Origin of the sequence: Streptomyces sp. SID13666 (assembly GCF_010548325.1) — a bacterium.
Lineage (GTDB): Bacteria > Actinomycetota > Actinomycetes > Streptomycetales > Streptomycetaceae > Actinacidiphila > Actinacidiphila fildesensis.
The window spans coordinates 1-17,341 of the sequence record NZ_JAAGLX010000030.1 but is presented as its reverse complement, the minus strand read 5'-3'; the positions used below and the strand labels follow the sequence as shown (position 1 = coordinate 17,341).

The window sequence follows — 17,341 nt, the reverse complement described above, 5'->3', positions numbered from 1 at the left end:
AGGAGACCTTCCATGACCCGAATACTCGCCGCGCTGTCCGCCGCCGTCTGCCTCACGGCCGGACTCGCCGCCGCGCCCGCAGCCGCAGCGCCCGCAGCAGCCGAGCACCGTCCCAGGACGCTCGGCGAACTGGCCGAGAAGCACCACAAGTACTTCGGCTCCGCCACCGACAACCCCGAGTTCACCGACGCCGCCTACCTCAAGCTCCTCGGCAGCGAATTCGGGCAGACCACCCCGGGCAACGCCATGAAGTGGTACGCCACCGAGCCCGAGCGCGGCGTCTTCGACTTCACCGCCGCCGACCAGGTCGTCGCGTTCGCCAAGGCCCACCACCAGAAGGTCCGCGGCCACACCCTCATCTGGCACAACCAGCTCCCCGCCTGGCTCACCGAGGGCACCTGGACCCCCGACGAGCTGCGCGCCATCCTCAAGAACCACATCCAGACCGAGGTCCGGCACTTCAAGGGCCAGGTGATGCACTGGGATGTCGTCAACGAGGCCTTCAACGAGGACGGCACCTACCGCGAGACGCTCTTCTACAAGACGCTCGGCCCCGGCTACATCGCCGACGCCCTGCGCTGGGCCCACGAGACCGACCGGCACGCCAAGCTGTACCTCAACGACTACAACGTCGACGGGATCGGCCCCAAGAGCGACGCCTACTACACCCTGATCAAGCAGTTGAAGGCCGACGGTGTCCCGGTGGAGGGCTTCGGCATCCAGGGCCATCTGGCGCTCCAGTACGGATTCCCCGCCGACGTCCAGCAGAACATGCAGCGCTTCGCCGACCTCGGGGTCGAGGTCGCGGTCACCGAGCTCGACATCCGGATGAACCTGCCCGCGACCCCGGACAAGCTCGCCACCCAGGCCACCTGGTACGCCGACTACGTCAAGGCCTGCCTGGCGGTCAAGAAGTGCGTCGGCGTCACCATCTGGGACTACACGGACAAGTACTCGTGGATTCCCGCGGTCTTCCCCGGTGAGGGCGCAGCACTGCCCTACGACGAGAACCTGCTGCCCAAGCCCGCCTACTACTCGATCAAGAAGGTGCTGGGCGGATGATCAGAACGGCGATCGTCGGAACGGGCGGGATCGCGGGCATCTGCCACGTTCCCGCCCTCCGGGCGCAGGCGCACCGGGCCGTGATCGTGGCAGCCGTCGACGTGGACGCCGCGCGCGCCGAGGCGTTCGCGGCCGAACACGGCATTCCCGCGGTCTACACCGACCTGCGCACGATGCTCGAGGAACAGCGACCGGACCTCGTGCACCTGTGCACGCCTCCGTTCCTGCACGCCGACCAGGCCGTGGCCTGCCTGGAGTCGCAGGCGTGGGTGTGGTGCGAGAAACCGGTGGCGCTGTCGCTGGCGGAGCTCGACCGGATCCGTGCCGCCGAGGGGCCCGCCCTCGCGGGCGCGGTGTTCCAGCACCGGTACGGCTCGGGGGTCCGGTACCTGCGCGACCAGATCGCGGCCGGGACGCTGGGCCGTCCGCTGGTCGCGCAGTGCGTCACGACGTGGCACCGCGACGACGCCTACTACGACGTGCCCTGGCGCGGCACCTGGGACAGCGAGGGCGGCGGCCCGACGCTGGGCCACGGCATCCACCAGATGGACCTGATGCTCGAGGTACTCGGCGAATGGGCCGAAGTACGCGCGATGGCCGGCCGCCTCGAGCGCGACGTCCAGACCGAGGACGTGTCCGCGGCCCTGGTCCGGTTCGACAACGGAGCCATCGCGACGGTCCTCAACAGCGTCCTGTCCCCACGCGAGGAGAGCTACCTGCGGTTCGATCTCACCGACGCCACGGTCGAACTACGGCATCTGTACGGCTACTCCAACGCGGACTGGACGTTCACGACCAGGTCGTCCGGCGTGAAGTGGGAGCCGCCGGACGACCTGCCCAGCTCGCACACCGCCCAGCTCGCGGCCTTCCTGGACGGCTACGACGCGGGCATCCGGCCCGACCTCGGCAGATCCACCATGGAACTGGTCACCGCCTTGTACAAGGCCGCGATCACCGGCCTTCCGGTCCGGCGCGGAGAGATCGACGTGGCCGACCCGTTCCACGGCTCGCTCAACGGAGGGCACCCGGAGGTGTTCCGATGACGTTCGAACTCCTCGAGAACAAGGACTCGCTGACCGTCCGAGCCCGCGACGTCGACCTCTTCCGGTACGTACACCGGCCGGTCACGGCCCCCTTCGAGGCGCCGAAGCCCTACCTGCATCCGGTGCGCACACTCGCCGGCGACGTGGTCACCGGGTACCGGCCGCACGACCACCGCTGGCACAAGGGCATCCAGATCACCGCGTCATGGGTGTCGGGGCAGAACTTCTGGGGCGGCGGCACCTACCTGCGCGGCCAGGGCTACGTGGACCTGCCGAACCTCGGCACGATGCGCAGCCTCACCCTGTCCACCGCAACGGGCCACGACCGCGCCGTGATCACCGAGGACCTGGCCTGGCACACGATGGCGGGGGAGCACTGGATCGACGAGCGCCGCACGCTGACCGCTCGCGACGTCGAGGCCGACTCCTGGACCCTGGAGGTCACCACCGCGCTGACCAACGTCCTCGACACCGATCTGATGTTCGGTAGCCCCGGCACACAGGGCAGGAAGCTCGCCGGATACTCCGGCCTGTTCTGGCGCGGCCCGCGCGACTTCACCGGCGGCGACGTGATCGGCTCCGCGATGGGCGAGCAGGGCGACTGGCTGGCCTTCATCGGCACCCACGACGAGGTCGACCGCTCCTCCACGCTCCTGTTCCTGGACGATCCCGACGTGCCCTGCCACTGGTTCGTCCGCAGCGAGCCCATCCCCGCCGTCAACCCATCGCTGGCGTTCGACAAGGAACTGCCGCTGGCCCCGGGCGACACCCTGTCGCGCCGTTACCGGATCGTCGTGGCTAACGGCGCCTGGGCCCCCGGGCGGCTGTCCCGCCATATTGCGGAACACCCGTGTTGAATCCTCCCCTCCCTGAAGGGAGGCGATTCCTCACTCTCCAGGGCTGATTGGGGATTTCTAGCTCACGCTGCCAGGCCAGGCAGCGCCTGGTCAGGTCTTCCACGATCAGCACTAGCCGGGTTGAGACCAGCCCGGACCAGCATCACGTATGCGGAGTTCTTGTCCCTGGAGGACACGGCTCCGCACACGGTGCAGGCATACGTTCGCATCGAAAGAGGTAGTGCGTGCTTGGTTCTCGCTCCGCACTGCGCGCAGTCCATCGTGGTGTGCGCGGAGTGGACAAGGTGCACGGTCCGGCCGTGCTTGCGGCCCATCTCGATCAGGGCCGTCTTCGTCGCGGAGATCGCCGCGTCGGCCGCCTTGCGGGCCATGGTGGACTTCGCGAGGAACTTCGGACGGAAGTCCTCCACCGCGAGGCCGTCGTTGTCGCGGACCACGGACTTGGCCCACTTGCGGCCGGTGTCCTGGCGTTGCCGGGCGACCTTCTTGTGGAGCTTCGCCGTCAGCTTCTTCGCCGCCTGGTAGCCCTTCGATGCGGGCTTGCCCTTCGGGGGCTTACGCCGGGTCATCATCCGCTGGTAGCGGGCGAGCTTGGTCGCGGCCGTGCGCCCGTGCCGGGCGTGGGGGAGGTCGTGGGCGTCGGAGGTGGTGGTCGCGGTCTCGCGCACGCCCCAGTCGATACCGATCACACGGCCGGTCTCCGGCAGCGGCTCGATCCCGGCGCAGACGACGAAGGACGCGTACCAGGCTCCCGTGCCGTCCTGATAGACACGCACGCTGGACGGAGCGGCCGGGAGTTCCCTCGACCACACGACCGTCAGCACGATCCCGCCGGCCAGGTGCAGTTTCCCGTCTTTCAACCGGAAGCCGTGCTTGGTGTAGTTGAGGGACGGCCGGGCTTCCCGCTTCTTCTTGTACTTCGGCATCCCGGACCGCTGACGCATCGGCAGCCGGTCCTTGATGTCCATGTGCGCCTTGGCGCGGGACTTCCCGAAGTTCCGGATCAACTGCTGCTGCGGAACGCTGGAGCCCTCACGCAGCCACGTGTTCGCCTTGCGGGCTTCGGTCAGCATCTTGTCGAGCTGCGCGGGGCCGCAGGTCCGCTTGTCCGTTCCTTCGGGGCGGTTCTTGTTCGCGAGGTGCGTCTGCTTCGACTTCGCGCAGGACTCGTTCCACACCCACCGGCACCGGTCCCACTCGCCCGTCAGTGCCGTGCGGGCCGTCGACGACACACGCAGCCGGTAGGTGTACCGCGCGTGCGCGGACCCCTCGGCCATCTCCGGTGCCGTCATGCGATCAACCTACCGGCGGCCACTGACAGTGCCGTTCCGCCCGGAGGCGGAACGGCGTTTCCGGCCCTGCTCCCCAGGATTCCGATTCCTCCCCGGCCTGAAGGCCGGGGCATCCTCGGAGGTATCAGGTGAGTCCGCTTCCCGGCGGCGTGGGGATCTCCGGGCTGACCGTGTACGACTGGGAGGCCGCTGACGGGCTGTGCGGCGGCACACCCCACATGCACCTGGTCTGCTCCGAAGCCTACGTCGTCATCGGCGGCGCGGGCAGCGTCCAGACCCTCACCACCTCCGGTTTCGCCGACACCCCCCTGCACCCCGGCGACGTCGTCTGGTTCACCCCTGGCACGATCCACCGCCTCGTCAACGACGGCGGCCTGCGCCTCGTGGTGCTCATGCAGAACAGCGGACTGCCCGAGGCGGGCGACGCCGTCTTCACCTTTCCCGCCGCTGTGCTGGCCGATCCCCACGCCTACCAGGCGGCGGCCGCCCTGACCGGCGACCAGGCCGCGGCAGCGCACCGCCGCAGCGACCTGGCACTCGAAGGCTTCCTGGCCTTGCGCAATGGCGGGCTGCGGGAGTTCCACACCGCGGCCCACCGCCTGAAACGTGAGCTCCTGGACGCCTGGTGGATCCGCTGGCGTGACGGCCCCCTGGCCGCAGCCGTCACGACCGGCCGTCAGCTGGAACGGCTGAAGGCCGGCGACCTCTCGCACCTCGGCCACGGCGAAGTGCTCCGGCTGGAGCGCCCGGAGCGCCGGCTCTTCGGCATGTGCGGCCGCCTTGACACCTATCCCGTCCCCGACCCCCCAGCGCGGCCGAACCGCGGTTCGTTGGGGTCACCCCACCCCCGCCCCCCGAAGGAGTTCTTCTGATGTGGTTTCGCCATCCGTCCCTGACCCACCTGAGACGCCTGCTCGCCGTCCTTTCGCCCTTGCTGCTCCTGGTCACTTTCCTCAGTGTCCAGCCCGCCAGCGCCGCGACCATCGACACCAACGCCTCGTATGTGCTGGTCAACCGCAACAGCGGCAAGGCCCTGGACGACTACAACCTGGCGACCAATGACGGCGCGCGCGTCACCCAGTGGACCAGGAACGATCAGACCCAGCAGCAGTGGCAGTTCGTCGACTCCGGCGGCGGTTACTACCGCATCAAGTCCCGCCTCTCCGGCAAGGTGCTGGACGTCTACAACCGGTCCACCGCCAACGGCGGCTCGATCGTCCAGTGGACCGACCTGAACGGCACCAACCAGCAGTGGCGGCTGGCCGACAGCTCGGATGGCTACGTGAGGTTCATCTCGCGTAACAGCAACAAGGCACTCGAAGTACAAGGCGCCTCCACCGCAGACAACGCGAACATCGTGCAGTACGACGACTGGGGTGGCGCCAACCAGCAGTGGCAGCTCGTCAAGGTCGGCGGCGGCAACCCCGGTCCGTGTTCTCTTCCGTCGACGTACCGCTGGTCGTCGACGGGTGCGTTGGCGCAGCCGGCGAACGGGTGGGCCGCGCTGAAGGACTTCACCAACGTGGTGTACAACGGCAAGCACCTGGTCTACGCGTCGAACGTGTCGGGTTCGTCGTACGGCTCGATGGCGTTCAGTCCCTTCACGAACTGGTCGGACATGGCGTCGGCCGGCCAGAACGGGATGAGCCAGTCCACGGTGGCGCCCACGCTGTTCTACTTCGCTCCCAAGAACATCTGGGTGCTGGCCTACCAGTGGGGTGCGTGGCCCTTCATCTACCGCACGTCGAGCGACCCCACCAACCCCAACGGCTGGTCCGCGCCGCAGCCGCTGTTCACCGGCGGCATCCCGGGCGCCGCCCCGATCGACCAGACGCTGATCGCCGACGGCCAGAACATGTACCTGTTCTTCGCCGGTGACAACGGCAGCATCTACCGGACGAGCATGCCAATCGGGAACTTCCCCGGCAACTTCGGCTCGTCCTACACGACGGTCATGAGCGACACGGTGAAGAACCTCTTCGAGGCACCGCAGGTCTACAAGATCCAGGGCCAGAACCAGTACCTCATGATCGTTGAGGCTCGAGGTGCCAGTGAGCAGCGCTACTTCCGCTCGTTCACAGCCACCAGCCTGAACGGTTCCTGGACCCCGCAGGCCGCCACCGAGAGCAACCCCTTCGCGGGCAAGGCCAACAGCGGCGCCACCTGGACCAACGACATCAGCCACGGTGACCTCGTCCGCAACAACCCCGACCAGACCATGACCATCGACCCCTGCAACCTACAGCTCCTCTACCAGGGCAAGTCCCCCACCGCCGGCGGCCCCTACGACCAACTGCCGTGGCGACCGGGTCTGCTGACACTGCAGCGCTAACGGCGCGACACGGTCCGGCTCCGGTGGGAGCCGGCGTGCCGGGCTCGGCGGAAGGCCGAGCCCGGCACGCGACCGATTTTCCTCGCGACCGGGCCGGCAGGGCCCTCGTCGCGTCGCGGAGCGGTCAGTAGTGTGTGCCGTTCCAGGTCCATCGTCCGACCTCGATACCGGACTGGCCCCAGGGGGTGGAGTAGACGGCATCACCGTTGGCCGAGGTGCGCAGGTCATTCCCCCCGCTGTAGTTCGAGAGTTCGTTGTAGTCGCCGTTCCACAACTGCCCGGGGTTGAGGCCGCTGTCGCACGAGCTCAGCCACACGGCGTTCGTGGCGGTCTTGTCGTCCGTGGTGAGGCACTTGCCGGTGGCCGCGCTCTTCAGCTGGCGGTAGGTAATCCCGCTGGGGTAGGCGGTATACGAACTGCCCCAGTTCCAGTAGGTGCCGGGCGACTGGTCGCAGGGGCCCGACCAGACGTTGCTGGTCGTGGTGGAGCCGGTGAGGCAGTTGCCCTCGTAGGCGTTCTTGTACACCCAGTCGGTCGCCGCGAACGCACTGGACATCGAGCCCGCCACGGTGAGCAGGAGAGCGGCGAACATCATGGGCAGGGTCAGTCTCAGGGTCTTCCGAGATTTCATGATCGCGAGGATCGAGGGCAGAGGCGATATCCACGTGAATCGAACATGAAGATGCCGTGTCGCGATGGTCACGCTCTGGGCATGCCCGCGTCAGCGCACCTCCGCACTCCGGCGTCGACGACGAGCGGCCTCACGCTCCACCGCGGCCAAGCACCCGAGATGATCAGTTTGTTCGCAGGCTCTCAGGGGCGGAAGGTGCGGCGATAGGTGTCGGGTGGGACCCCGACGCTGCGGTGGAAGTGGCGGCGCAGGGTGGTGGCGGTGCCCATACCGGTGGCCGCGGCGATGGTGTCCACGGTGGCGTTGGTGGTCTCCAGCAGTTCCTGGGCATGGCGGATGCGCTGGGTGTGGAGCCACTGCAGTGGCGTGGTGCCGGTGAGGTGTTTGAAGTGTCGGCCGAGGTGGCGTGAGCTCATGCGGGCCTGGCGGGCCAGGTCCTCCACGCTGAGCGGTTGGTCCAGTCGCTCCAACGCCCAGGGGAAGAGTTCGCTCAAGGGGTGGTTGCCTGGTGCCGGGAGGGGGGTGGCGATGAACTGGGCCTGGCCGCCGTCGCGGTGGGGTGGGATGACCAGACGTCGAGCGATCTTGTTGGCGTTGGCCGAGCCGTGGTCGAGGCGGACCAGGTGCAGGCACAGATCCATGGCGGCGGCCTTGCCCGCGGAGGTGAGGACGTCGCCGTTGTCGACGTAGAGGACGTCCGGATCGACGGTGGCCGCTGGGTGGCGCCGGGCCAATTCCCGCGTGTGAGCCCAGTGTGTGGTGGCGCGCCTGCCGTCGAGCAGCCCTGCCGCGCCCAGGACGAAGGCGCCCGTGCACAGTGAGGCCACGCGGGCACCGCCCGCGTGAGCGGCGCGTACCGCCTCGACCAGTTCGGGTGGCGGTTCGCGGTCCGTGTCGGCCCAGCCGGGGACGATCACCGTGTCCGCGCGCGCGAGGTGGTCGAGTCCATGGTCGGGTTCAAGGCGGAAGCGGTCGACGTGCACCGGGCCGTTCCCGCAGAGGGAGAAGTCGTACCAGGGGTCCACGATGTGGGTCAGGTCGGACCCGAAGATCTCGACGGCCACGGACAGTTCGTAGTGGAGCATGCCGTCGGTGACGGCCAGCGCGACAGTGGGCATGTCCGAAACTGTACGTGGCATGTCGTTTCCGACGCTCGTGCGGGGTGCTGCCGGGAGGACAGGATAGGCGTGTCAGGCCGCAGCGGATCAACATCGCAGCGGGCGTTCGAGTACAGGGGAGCAGTCTCATGGGGTCAGGTCAGCTGGTGGCGGTTTTCGGCGCGTACGGTCACACGGGACGGTTCGTGGTCGCAGAGCTGGCCGCGCGCGGGTTTGTGCCGGTGCCATCAGGGCGCAACGCGCAGGCTCTGGAGGAGCTGGCCGGCGAGCACGGGCTGGAGGCCCGGGTGGCGTCGGCCGGGGATCCGGCTTCGCTGGACCGGGCTCTGGCGGGAACGGCGGCGGTCATCAACTGCGCCGGCCCCTTCGCCTCGACCACCGGCCCCGTCATCGAGGCCGCGCTGCGCGCGGGGATCCCGTACCTGGACGTGGCCGCCGAACTCGAAGCAAATCTCGATACCTTCGCCCACTACCGTGAGCGGGCCCGGGACGCGGGAGCGGTGATCGTCCCGGCCATGGCCTTCTTCGGCGGTCTCGGCGACCTGCTGGCCACCGCGGCGATGGGCGACTGGACCGAAGCCGACGAGGCTCACATCGCCTACGCGCTCAGCAGCTGGCACCCCACCGCCGGCACCCGGCTCTCGGGCGCGGTCTCCCGCGAGCGGCGCGGCGACCACCGCCTGCGCTACAGCGGCGGACAGTGGGAGCACCGCGTCGACCAGGCGCCCACCCTGGAGTGGACCTTCCCGGACCCGATGGGGCCCCGCCAGGTGATCGGCGAGTTCACGATGGCGGACGTCGTCACCGTCCCCCAGCACCTGTCCATCCCCAATGTGACCACCTACATGACCGCCGAGGCCGTCCGCGACATCGCCACCCCCCACACACCGCCCCCGACCGCCACCGACAAGAGCGGGCGCTCGGACCAGACCTTCCTCGTCGATGTCGTCGTGCGCTCGGGCGGAACCGAACGCCGGGCCACGGCCGGCGGCCAGGACATTTACGCGGTCACCGCGCCTCTGGTCGCCGAGGCCCTCGAGCGCGTCCTGACCGGCCGCACCAAGACCAAGGGCGTCGCCTCCGCAGGGGAGATCTTCGACGCTCCAGACTTCCTGCACGCGCTCGCCCCGCACATCACCTTCGACCTGAACCCACAGAAGCAGATCGCCTGACCCCCCTCCACCCGCGCGGCCGTCGTCCGCTTCCTACGCGCCGAGCGCGCCGCGGCCCCAGGGCTCGGTCTCTCCAAGCCATCGCTTCGGTCGTATGGAACAAGCGCCTCAGACGTCGGCCTCGGCAAGGACCCTCTACCCCGCACCTCGAACCGAGGAAGTAACACCACGATGACCGCCCTGCCCACCCGTGCCACCATGACCTTCGAGGGTCGGACCCTGTCCTACCTGGACTACGGCGGCAACGGCCGCCCCCTCGTAGCACTGCACGGCCACCTCTCCGAAGGCGCATCCTTCGCCGCCCTGGCCTCCGCCCTCGGCCCTGAGTGGCGCGTGATCGCCCCGGACCAGCGCGGCCACGGCGACTCCCAGCGCGCCCGCGAATACACCCGCATCGGCTACCTCGCCGACCTCCTCGCCCTCCTCGACCACCTCGGCATCGACCGGGCGGTCTTCCTCGGCCACTCCCTCGGAGCGATCAACGCCTACCACCTGGCCTCCGAACGCCCCGAACTGGTCGAAGCCCTGATCAATATCGACACCGCCGTCGACCTCCCCGACCACGGAACCAGCCCCCTCGCCTTCGTGCTCAACTTCCCCTACACCGCTGCCACCCGCGAGGAACTGGCCGCCGCCTGCGGACCCCTCGCCGCCGTTCTCGGCCCCGTGCTGCGCCCGCTGCCCGACGGCGGCTGGCGGCTGCCTTTCCACCCGCAGGACACCGTCGACTCCGAGAACCTTGTTCACGGTGACCACTGGAAACAGTGGCTCGCCACCGACTGCCCCGCGCTCCTCATCCATGGGCTGCGCAGCCAGGTCCTGCCCGCCGAACAGGCCCATGCCATGTGCTCCAGGCGCCCCGGCACGGTCTACCGCTCCCTGGACACCGACCACTTCGTCCAACAGGCCGACCCCGATGGCTTCGCCACCGCGGTTCGGGAGTTCCTCGCGGGCATCTGAACCACCGTGATGACCGGTCCGCCGCGCCGGCCGCCGACGCGGCCGGCCACGCCCCACAGCCAACCCATGGAAGGACCCCCGTCATGCCGTACTTCGAGTCCACGACCGATCACACTCGTCTCCACTTCGTCGACTACGGTCCGCAGAGCGGCCCCGTCATCGTCTTCGTCAACGGCTCCTACTTCAGTACCGAGATGTGGGAGTCCCAGATGCTGCCCCTGGCGGCCGAGGGGTTCCGGTGCGTGAGGCTCGACCGCAGGGGACACGGCGGGTCCGAGGACGTCTGGGGCGGCTTCGACCTCGATACGCTGGCTGGAGATCTGGGAGCGCTGCTCGACCACTTGGACCTGCTCGACGTCACGTTGGTCGGGCATTCCTTCGGCACCGCCGAGGTCGTCCGCCACCTGACCCTCGGCTGTGGTGAGCGGGTGGCCCGGGTTGTACTCGTCAGCGGAGTGGCGCCGGGGCCCGCCCGGTCTTCGGATCACGCCGAGGGACTGGATCCAGAGCTCATCCGCGCGTTCAACGAGACCTTCCGGCAGGATCGGGCGAAGTTCTTCGCCGACGGGGCGAACGCATTCTTCGCCCGCCATCTTCCGCGCCCCACGGTCTCGGACGCATACGTGGCGCACATGGTGGACCTCTGCCACGGAGCGACGGCACGGGCGGGGACGGCCCTCAACGACCTTCTGCCCTCACTGAACCTCGTACCGGAACTGGCGAAGATCGACTGCCCGGTCCTCGTCGTGCACGGCTCCGCCGACGCTTCCGCCCCGCTCCACCTCACCGGCCGCCGCGCGGCCGCCCTGATCCCGGGTGCGGCACTGCACGTGTACGAGAACGCGGGCCACGGGCTGTTCGCGACCCACGCGGACCGCCTCAACGAAGACCTGCGCTCCTTCGCCCGTACCTGAGTGCTGCGGCATGGCCCGCATCACGGGGCCTGCCGGGGGAGTCCTGGCACTACCGGGCTGTCCGTTTGGTATTGGCGTGCTTGGAGAAGGAACATCCGCCGAAAGAGTCCCGGCCCGTCGTTGTCCTTGGCCATGAGCGAGGTGAAGGTGCCGGCTTCGGCGAGACGGCCGTGGTCCAGGACGTAGATGCGGTCGGCGTCGATGACCGAGTTCAGCCGGTGGGTAATGAGGATGATGGTCTGGCCCTCGGCGGCGAGGTTTCGGATCTGGTCGAAGGCGGCGACCTCGGCGGCCGGATCCAGGGCGCTGGTGGGTTCGTCACAGATCAGCAGGTCAGCGCGCCGGAAGAACGCGCGGGCCAGGGCCACCCGCTGCCATTGCCCCCCGGAAATCTCCACGCCTCCGTGGTAGCCGCGTTCAATGAGGGTGTCCCAGCCGCGCGGTAGGTCTTCCATGACCACGCCGAGGTCGGCGTACGCAGCCGCGCCCTCACGGCGGGCGTTGTCCTGGCGGGCGGTGGGGCGGCCGATGAAGACGTTGGCGGCCAGGGTGAACGGCCAGCGCATGAAGTCCTGCAGGACCAGTGCGCAGCGGTCGAAGAGCTGGTCGCGGTCCAACTCCTGGGTGCTGATGCCGTCGAAGAGGATACGGCCCTTGGTCGGTCGGTAGAGCCCGACCAAGGCTTTGGCCAAGGTGGTCTTGCCGGCGCCGTTCTCCCCGACCAGGGCGATGACTTGGCCGCGTCGAATGGTCAGGCTCACGTCCTCCAGAGCGGGGGCCTCGCGGCCGGGGTAGGTGAAGGTCACGCGGTCGAACTCGATGAGTTCCGGACAGGCGGTCACGGGGATGCCGCCCGTGGGGATGGCCCGGCGGGCTGCCTCGTCCCGGGCGCGCACGAGGTCGTTGTAGAACAGGGCCTGCTCGTAGAGCTGGTGGACGTTGGTGACCAGGCGTCGCAGTCCCATGGTGCCGTTTCGGATCGCCAGGACGGCGGTTGCTGCCGAAGCCAGCGGCATGTGGCCGCTGGTGAGCAGCCAGGCAAGCACCAGGTATGTCACCGCGGAGGTGAGACCGGAGATCGCGGAGGTCAGCAGTTCGGTGCCAGCCGCTTCTCGGGCCAGGCGGGTCTGCTCCTCCTCGCCCTCCATGGACATCGTCTTGTACTGGTCCAGGAGGAAGGGCCCGGCTGCGTGCACGCGCATTTCCGGCGAGGCAGTCTGGGAGACCATGAGGCGGCGAAGCGTCATCTGCTGGCGGACGTGCTCGATCCAGACCTGGACAGAGGCGTAGTCCCGGCGAGCCGCGCGAATGGTTCCCCATGCCTTGGGGAGCACCACCGCCAGCAACAAGGGCACCAGGATGGGATGCAGCACCGCCAGGACCCCACCGGAGGCCGCCAGTGCCATTACGCCCTCGCCGATACCCAGGGTGTGAGTGATCAGGTGCCGCGCGGCCATCGTGCCGTGCTGCCCGGAGTCGACTAGTGCGTGAAACCCCGGGTCCTCGATGGTTTCCATCTCCACCCGGATGATCCGCGCGAGCATGCTGACCGCCGCGTGCCGCTCGACCTTCGGCTCCAAGCGCCCCCCGGCTGCCTGGGCGACGGCTTGCAGCACTGCGGCCAGCGCGCTGGCCGTCGCCATCCACAGCAGGGAGGGGAACGCGGCGCGCACCTTGTCACCGGTCGGGCCGCCGGCGAACAAGCCCAGCAGTACCTGGTTGGCGGCCAACAGGCCGAAGGCGCCTGCAGCGCCTTGGCCAAGTTGCGCGATGACCACGGCGATCAGCGCGGTGCGGTCGACCGCCCAGGCCATCGCGGAGGTCTGCCCGACCATGCGCGGCAGTTGCCGGAGCACCGAGAAGAACGTCACGTTCAACACGACACCCTCGTGGGTGGTGAACCCCCAGTCGCCCCGTAACCTGCCGCCGAACAGAAGCTGTTCGGTGGCCGAGTGCGGTACGTGGGACGCTGCCCTGGCGCGGCGAAAGGACTTCACGGTCGCCGGCCCAGCAGGACTTGGCCGTTATTTTCGAACAGCAAGTGGACACCGACGGCTTCGAGAAGGGGGTGCACGACGCCTCCTGATTTCGGACGAGTGCTCTAAAAACGAGCCCTGTGGCGGTACGTAACGCCCCCTGGGGGGTCATGTGCCGATCTGGCGTTCGGGATTGGCCGCAAACCCCTGGCGGGGCTGGGCCACTCCTCCTCCAAGCGTTGTGCGATTCACTCAAGCGGGACAGGTCCTTTCCGAGGAGGTCTCAAACGGTCGAGGACGAGCCGCTGCCATTGATCCGGCTCCCGCCGCGGAGTGCAGGGCGCGCCCATGCGGACACTTGTGCGTACGTATTGACACTCCGGTCCAGGCGTTCCAGACTCCTGCGTGGGAGCGCTCCCACGCATTAGCTGGCCCCACGTCGCGGCGAGTTGAGGAGTTTCGCAGTCGGCCGAGCAACGCCATCGCCGGCTGCAGCATCCTGCCTCGCCCGCCCACCGGCCGGTGAGAGCCGGGTTCCCACAGCGCGGTCGTTTTCATCCCCCCACCCAAGGCCGCAGCGCTGCCGGCGGTACGTGCCGATCGCACGCCTTCGGGCGTTGCGGGCCGTAGCGCCCGCGCTGCCGGCTGTTGAGAAGGAGACCATGCGTACGACACACAAGGCGGCCGCCCTGGCGGCATGCGCGGTGTTGCTGGCCGGCACCGGGGCGGCGCAGGCCGCCGGCACCGGGCCCGGGCGATCCGTGCGGGCGGCCGATGCCACCGCGGGCCCGGCGATCACCGTGGACGCCACCAGCGGGCGGCACGCCATCGACCCCCACATCTACGGCATGAACTTCCCCGACGAGGCGTTGGCCAAAGAACTGCGTCTGCCGATGGGCCGCTGGGGCGGCAACGCCACCACCCGTTACAACTACAAGCTCGACGCCTACAACGCTGGGTCCGACTGGTACTTCGAGGACCTGCACTACAGCAACGACACCGCGGCCCTGCCCGCCGGATCGCAGGCCGACAAGTTCATCGACCAGAACCGCAGGACCGGCACCGACACGCTGATGACCGTGCCGATGATCGGCTGGACGGCGGCCGGCCGCGACAACGGCTGCGGGTTCAGCGTCGCCAAGTACGGTCCTCAGCAGGACACCGACGCGCAGTGGCGGCCTGACTGCGGCAACGGCAAGAAGCCCGACGGCACCCTGATCACGGGCAACGATCCGGCCGAGACCAGCACGCCCGCGGGCCCGGACTTCGTGGAGGGCTGGGTGCAGTACCTCGACAGCTCCTACGGCACCGCGGACAGCGGCGGGGTGCGCTTCTACGACCTGGACAACGAACCGGACCTGTGGTTCGGCACGCACCGCGATGTCCACCCGGCCGGGGCGAGCTACGACGAAATGCGCGACAGCACCTACGCCACCGCCGCAGCCGTCAAGAACGCCGACCCGGCCGCGCAGACCCTCGGCCCGGTCGGCTGGGGCTTCAACTCGCTGATCTACTCCGGCCTGGACCAGCAGGTGTGCGGCGAGCAGGGGGGCAGTTGCTGGTCGAACCCGCCGGACGCCGCCGCGCACGGCGGGGTGCAGTTCGCCCCTTGGTACCTGCAGCAGATGAAGGCCTACGAGCAGGCGCACGGGCGCCGGATCCTGGACTACTTCGACGAGCACATCTACCCGCAGCAGTCCGGTGTGTCCGGCAGTGCGGACGACGCGGCGACGCAGGCCCTGCGACTGCGTTCCACCCGGCAGTTGTGGGATCCCTCGTACGTCGACGAGAGCTGGATCAACCAGCCGATCCAGTTCATCCCCCGCATGCGCTCGCTGGTCGGCCAGAACTACCCGGGTACGAAGCTGGCCATCTCGGAGTACAACTGGGGTGCGCTGGACCATATCGACGGCGGCCTGGCCGAGGCCGACGCGCTGGGGATCTTCGGACGTGAGGGGCTGGACCTGGCCACCTTGTGGTCACCGCCGAAAGCGACCGACCCCGGGGCGTACGCCTTCCGCATGTTCCTGAACTACGACGGCCACGGCGGCACCTTCGGCGACACCTCCGTCCGGGCCGCGAGCGCCGACCAGGACAAGCTGTCGGTGTACGCGGCCGAGCGCAGCAGCGACCATGCCACCACGGTCATGGTGGTCAACAAGACCACTGGCGACCTGACCGCACCCGTTTCCGTGACCGGCGGCACCACGCTCCCGGCAGCGGCGCAGGTCTACCGCTACGGCCAGGCCGACCCCACCGCGATCCAGCACCCGGCCGATCAGCCGCTCAGCGGCGGCTCGTTCACCGCGACCTTCCCGGCATACTCCATCACCGAGTACGTCATTCCCGCAGACTCGGCCCAGGCGACCCCGCCCTCGGCACCCGGCACTCCCACGGCCTCCGCGACCGGCCCCGACCGCGTGACGCTGACCTGGCCGGCCGCCACACCCGGGACCTCCCCCCTGGCGGACTACCGCGTGTACGCCGGCGACCCGGCCACCACGGCTCCGCTGGCCACCGTCCCCGCGTCGACGACCACCGCCACCGTCACCGGTCTGACCCCGGGCACCGCCTACACCTTCCGCGTCGTGGCCACCGACACCGGGGGCCGCAGTTCACTTCCGTCGGCTCCGCTGCAAATCACCACCGGCCCGGCCACAATGAGCGGCTGCACCGTCGCCTACCGGATCAGTAATGACTGGGGCGCCGGCTTCACCGCCAGCGTGCAGATCACCAACCAGGCGGCACCGGTCAACGGCTGGAACCTCGGATTCACCTTCGCCGGCAACCAGAAGGTCACCCAGGGCTGGAGCGGCACCTGGTCGCAAACCGGCGCCGCGGTCACCGTCAAGGATGCCGGCTGGAACGCGTCCCTGCCCACTGGGGGTTCCACCACGATCGGCTTCAACGGCGCCTACTCCGGCGCCAACACCGCACCCAGCACGTTCACCCTCAACGGCACCACCTGCACCACCGCAGGCACCGCGGCAGCCGCCGCCCCCACCCCGGCCGTCGGCCACGCACCCGCACGCAACGCACCCCACTGACCTACCCCGCACACCTGGCCGACCCCGAACGGCAGGGGTCGGCCAGGTCGTGGGGGCCTGTCCAGTCAAACGGCTCTGTTCCGTAGTCGGTGGTGGCGGTGACTGGGGGAGCAGACCCGCAGCCGGGGGTGCGGTGGCCCCGCGCGTGCGTGGACGGCTCCCACGTCCGCGCCAAAAAAGGGGAGACGCGACCGGTCCGTCACCGGTCGACCGGCGGAAGACCGGCAGCAAACACCATCTGATCTGCGACGGGAAGGGCACTCCGCTCCACGTCATCACGACTGCGGCGAACGTCAACGACATCACGCAGACTCTCGCCCTCGTTGACGGCATCCCGCCGGTGGCCGGGCGTCCGGGCCGTCCCCGCCGACGCCCCGAGTCCATCCTGGGTGACGAGGCGTACGACTCCCGGGTAGGCCGCCGTGACCTGCGCACACGCCGGATCATGCCGGTCATCTCCCGCAAGGGCGCCCCGAACATCAAGGGCCTGGGCAAACTCCGCTACGTCGTCGAGCAGGCCTTCGCCCTCCTCCACCGGTTCAAACGCTCGCCGTCCGATGGGAACGACGCCTCGAACTCCACGATGCCTTCGTCTCCCTGGCATGCAGCCTCATCTGCTGTCGACGCCTCAAGAAGGCCCACCCATGATCCTGTTACGAGCTCGAAGCACCGTGTGGTCGTCCACCCGCTTCCTGCTGCACGACGCGACCGGCAACAGCGAACGGACGAACTCCCACTCGGCATCGGACAATTCATGTCGACGTATCACCCGAACATGATCCACTACTCAAGATCGTTTGAAGACACGGCCTAGGTGTATTGACCCGCAGGGTTGTTTGCGCGGGTGATGGGTGGGTTTCCGCCGAGTGCGGTGTGGCCGCGGTGGTGGTTGTAGGTGTGGAGGAAGTCTGGCAGAGCGGCTGTTCGCTCGTCGTTG

The 17,341-nt window shown here is 68.8% G+C and carries 14 protein-coding genes and 1 pseudogene; 10 read left to right on the top strand and 5 right to left on the bottom strand.

Translation table 11 applies throughout. The features are described 5' to 3' along the window. Positions 1–12: 12 nt before the first annotated feature. The 3 genes from G3I60_RS29970 to G3I60_RS29960 are packed head-to-tail and all read left to right on the top strand — an operon-like array spanning position 13 to position 2,962. A complete protein-coding gene (locus G3I60_RS29970; protein ID WP_164607982.1) occupies positions 13–1,062 on the top strand; it encodes an endo-1,4-beta-xylanase in 1,050 nt (349 codons plus the stop codon). After that, a complete protein-coding gene (locus G3I60_RS29965; protein WP_164607980.1) occupies positions 1,059–2,105 on the top strand; it encodes a Gfo/Idh/MocA family protein in 1,047 nt (348 codons plus the stop codon). The genes G3I60_RS29970 and G3I60_RS29965 overlap by 4 nt, the downstream gene beginning before the upstream one ends. Further along, a complete protein-coding gene (locus G3I60_RS29960) occupies positions 2,102–2,962 on the top strand; it encodes a PmoA family protein (RefSeq protein ID WP_164607978.1) in 861 nt (286 codons plus the stop codon). The genes G3I60_RS29965 and G3I60_RS29960 overlap by 4 nt, the downstream gene beginning before the upstream one ends. Positions 2,963–3,024: 62 nt before the next feature. Here G3I60_RS29960 and G3I60_RS29955 read toward each other — a convergent pair whose 3' ends face one another. Continuing rightward, complete coding sequence (locus G3I60_RS29955; protein WP_203674236.1) at positions 3,025–4,254, bottom strand: RNA-guided endonuclease TnpB family protein; 1,230 nt, start codon at positions 4,252–4,254, stop codon at positions 3,025–3,027. Between the two features lie 128 nt (positions 4,255–4,382). On the opposite strand from G3I60_RS29955, the gene G3I60_RS29950 reads away from it, so the two are divergent. Together G3I60_RS29950 and G3I60_RS29945 are read left to right on the top strand one after the other, a co-directional pair. Continuing rightward, positions 4,383–5,126 (top strand): cupin domain-containing protein, encoded by a 744-nt coding sequence (locus G3I60_RS29950; protein WP_164607976.1) that lies wholly within the window; start codon positions 4,383–4,385, stop codon positions 5,124–5,126. Continuing rightward, positions 5,126–6,586 (top strand): non-reducing end alpha-L-arabinofuranosidase family hydrolase, encoded by a 1,461-nt coding sequence (locus G3I60_RS29945; RefSeq protein ID WP_164607974.1) that lies wholly within the window; start codon positions 5,126–5,128, stop codon positions 6,584–6,586. The genes G3I60_RS29950 and G3I60_RS29945 overlap by 1 nt, the downstream gene beginning before the upstream one ends. A 124-nt stretch (positions 6,587–6,710) precedes the next feature. Here G3I60_RS29945 and G3I60_RS29940 read toward each other — a convergent pair whose 3' ends face one another. Beyond that, entirely contained in the window at positions 6,711–7,217 is a 507-nt protein-coding gene (locus tag G3I60_RS29940; RefSeq protein ID WP_164607972.1) for a ricin-type beta-trefoil lectin domain protein, read from the bottom strand. Between the two features lie 182 nt (positions 7,218–7,399). Then, complete coding sequence (locus tag G3I60_RS29935; RefSeq protein WP_164607970.1) at positions 7,400–8,335, bottom strand: helix-turn-helix domain-containing protein; 936 nt, start codon at positions 8,333–8,335, stop codon at positions 7,400–7,402. A gap of 128 nt (positions 8,336–8,463) precedes the next feature. Between G3I60_RS29935 and G3I60_RS29930 the strand changes: the two genes are divergently transcribed. From G3I60_RS29930 to G3I60_RS29920, 3 genes are all read left to right on the top strand, one after another. Continuing rightward, positions 8,464–9,507, top strand: coding sequence for a trans-acting enoyl reductase family protein (locus tag G3I60_RS29930; protein WP_164607968.1), 1,044 nt, complete (start codon positions 8,464–8,466; stop codon positions 9,505–9,507). Between the two features lie 171 nt (positions 9,508–9,678). Then, positions 9,679–10,467: an alpha/beta fold hydrolase gene (locus G3I60_RS29925; RefSeq protein ID WP_164607966.1), complete on the top strand. Its 789-nt coding sequence runs from the start codon at positions 9,679–9,681 to the stop codon at positions 10,465–10,467. An 83-nt stretch (positions 10,468–10,550) separates the two neighbouring features. Continuing rightward, positions 10,551–11,381 carry an alpha/beta fold hydrolase gene (locus G3I60_RS29920; RefSeq protein ID WP_164607964.1) on the top strand — a complete coding sequence of 277 codons (831 nt, stop codon included), beginning with the start codon at positions 10,551–10,553 and terminating at the stop codon, positions 11,379–11,381. A 20-nt stretch (positions 11,382–11,401) separates the two neighbouring features. Here G3I60_RS29920 and G3I60_RS29915 read toward each other — a convergent pair whose 3' ends face one another. Next, positions 11,402–13,378, bottom strand: coding sequence for an ABC transporter ATP-binding protein (locus G3I60_RS29915; RefSeq protein WP_343241977.1), 1,977 nt, complete (start codon positions 13,376–13,378; stop codon positions 11,402–11,404). 641 nt (positions 13,379–14,019) lie between these two features. On the opposite strand from G3I60_RS29915, the gene G3I60_RS29910 reads away from it, so the two are divergent. Both G3I60_RS29910 and G3I60_RS47115 read left to right on the top strand, forming a co-directional pair. Further along, the gene (locus G3I60_RS29910; protein ID WP_164607962.1) at positions 14,020–16,404 is read left to right on the top strand and encodes a glycoside hydrolase family 44 protein; all 2,385 of its coding nucleotides are present in this window, start codon (positions 14,020–14,022) and stop codon (positions 16,402–16,404) included. Positions 16,405–16,453: 49 nt separating this feature from the next. After that, on the top strand, positions 16,454–17,218 hold the full coding sequence (locus G3I60_RS47115) for a transposase (protein WP_369334869.1): 765 nt from the start codon (positions 16,454–16,456) through the stop codon (positions 17,216–17,218). On the opposite strand, the pseudogene G3I60_RS29900 reads toward G3I60_RS47115, so the two are convergent. Next, a pseudogene (locus tag G3I60_RS29900) lies at positions 17,215–17,341 on the bottom strand (IS481 family transposase); the annotation flags it as partial. The gene G3I60_RS47115 and the pseudogene G3I60_RS29900 sit on opposite strands and share 4 nt — an antisense overlap.

What these genes read in the sequence shown, in the direction of transcription:
- G3I60_RS29940 (WP_164607972.1), bottom strand. Translation starts at nt 7,217, where the DNA reads ATGAAATCTCGGAAGACCCTGAGACTGACCCTGCCCATGATGTTCGCC.
- G3I60_RS29960 (WP_164607978.1), top strand. Translation starts at nt 2,102, where the DNA reads ATGACGTTCGAACTCCTCGAGAACAAGGACTCGCTGACCGTCCGAGCC.
- G3I60_RS29955 (WP_203674236.1), bottom strand. Translation starts at nt 4,254, where the DNA reads ATGACGGCACCGGAGATGGCCGAGGGGTCCGCGCACGCGCGGTACACC.
- G3I60_RS29920 (WP_164607964.1), top strand. Translation starts at nt 10,551, where the DNA reads ATGCCGTACTTCGAGTCCACGACCGATCACACTCGTCTCCACTTCGTC.
- G3I60_RS29945 (WP_164607974.1), top strand. Translation starts at nt 5,126, where the DNA reads ATGTGGTTTCGCCATCCGTCCCTGACCCACCTGAGACGCCTGCTCGCC.
- G3I60_RS29970 (WP_164607982.1), top strand. Translation starts at nt 13, where the DNA reads ATGACCCGAATACTCGCCGCGCTGTCCGCCGCCGTCTGCCTCACGGCC.
- G3I60_RS29925 (WP_164607966.1), top strand. Translation starts at nt 9,679, where the DNA reads ATGACCGCCCTGCCCACCCGTGCCACCATGACCTTCGAGGGTCGGACC.
- G3I60_RS29910 (WP_164607962.1), top strand. Translation starts at nt 14,020, where the DNA reads ATGCGTACGACACACAAGGCGGCCGCCCTGGCGGCATGCGCGGTGTTG.
- G3I60_RS29965 (WP_164607980.1), top strand. Translation starts at nt 1,059, where the DNA reads ATGATCAGAACGGCGATCGTCGGAACGGGCGGGATCGCGGGCATCTGC.
- G3I60_RS29935 (WP_164607970.1), bottom strand. Translation starts at nt 8,335, where the DNA reads ATGCCCACTGTCGCGCTGGCCGTCACCGACGGCATGCTCCACTACGAA.
- G3I60_RS29930 (WP_164607968.1), top strand. Translation starts at nt 8,464, where the DNA reads ATGGGGTCAGGTCAGCTGGTGGCGGTTTTCGGCGCGTACGGTCACACG.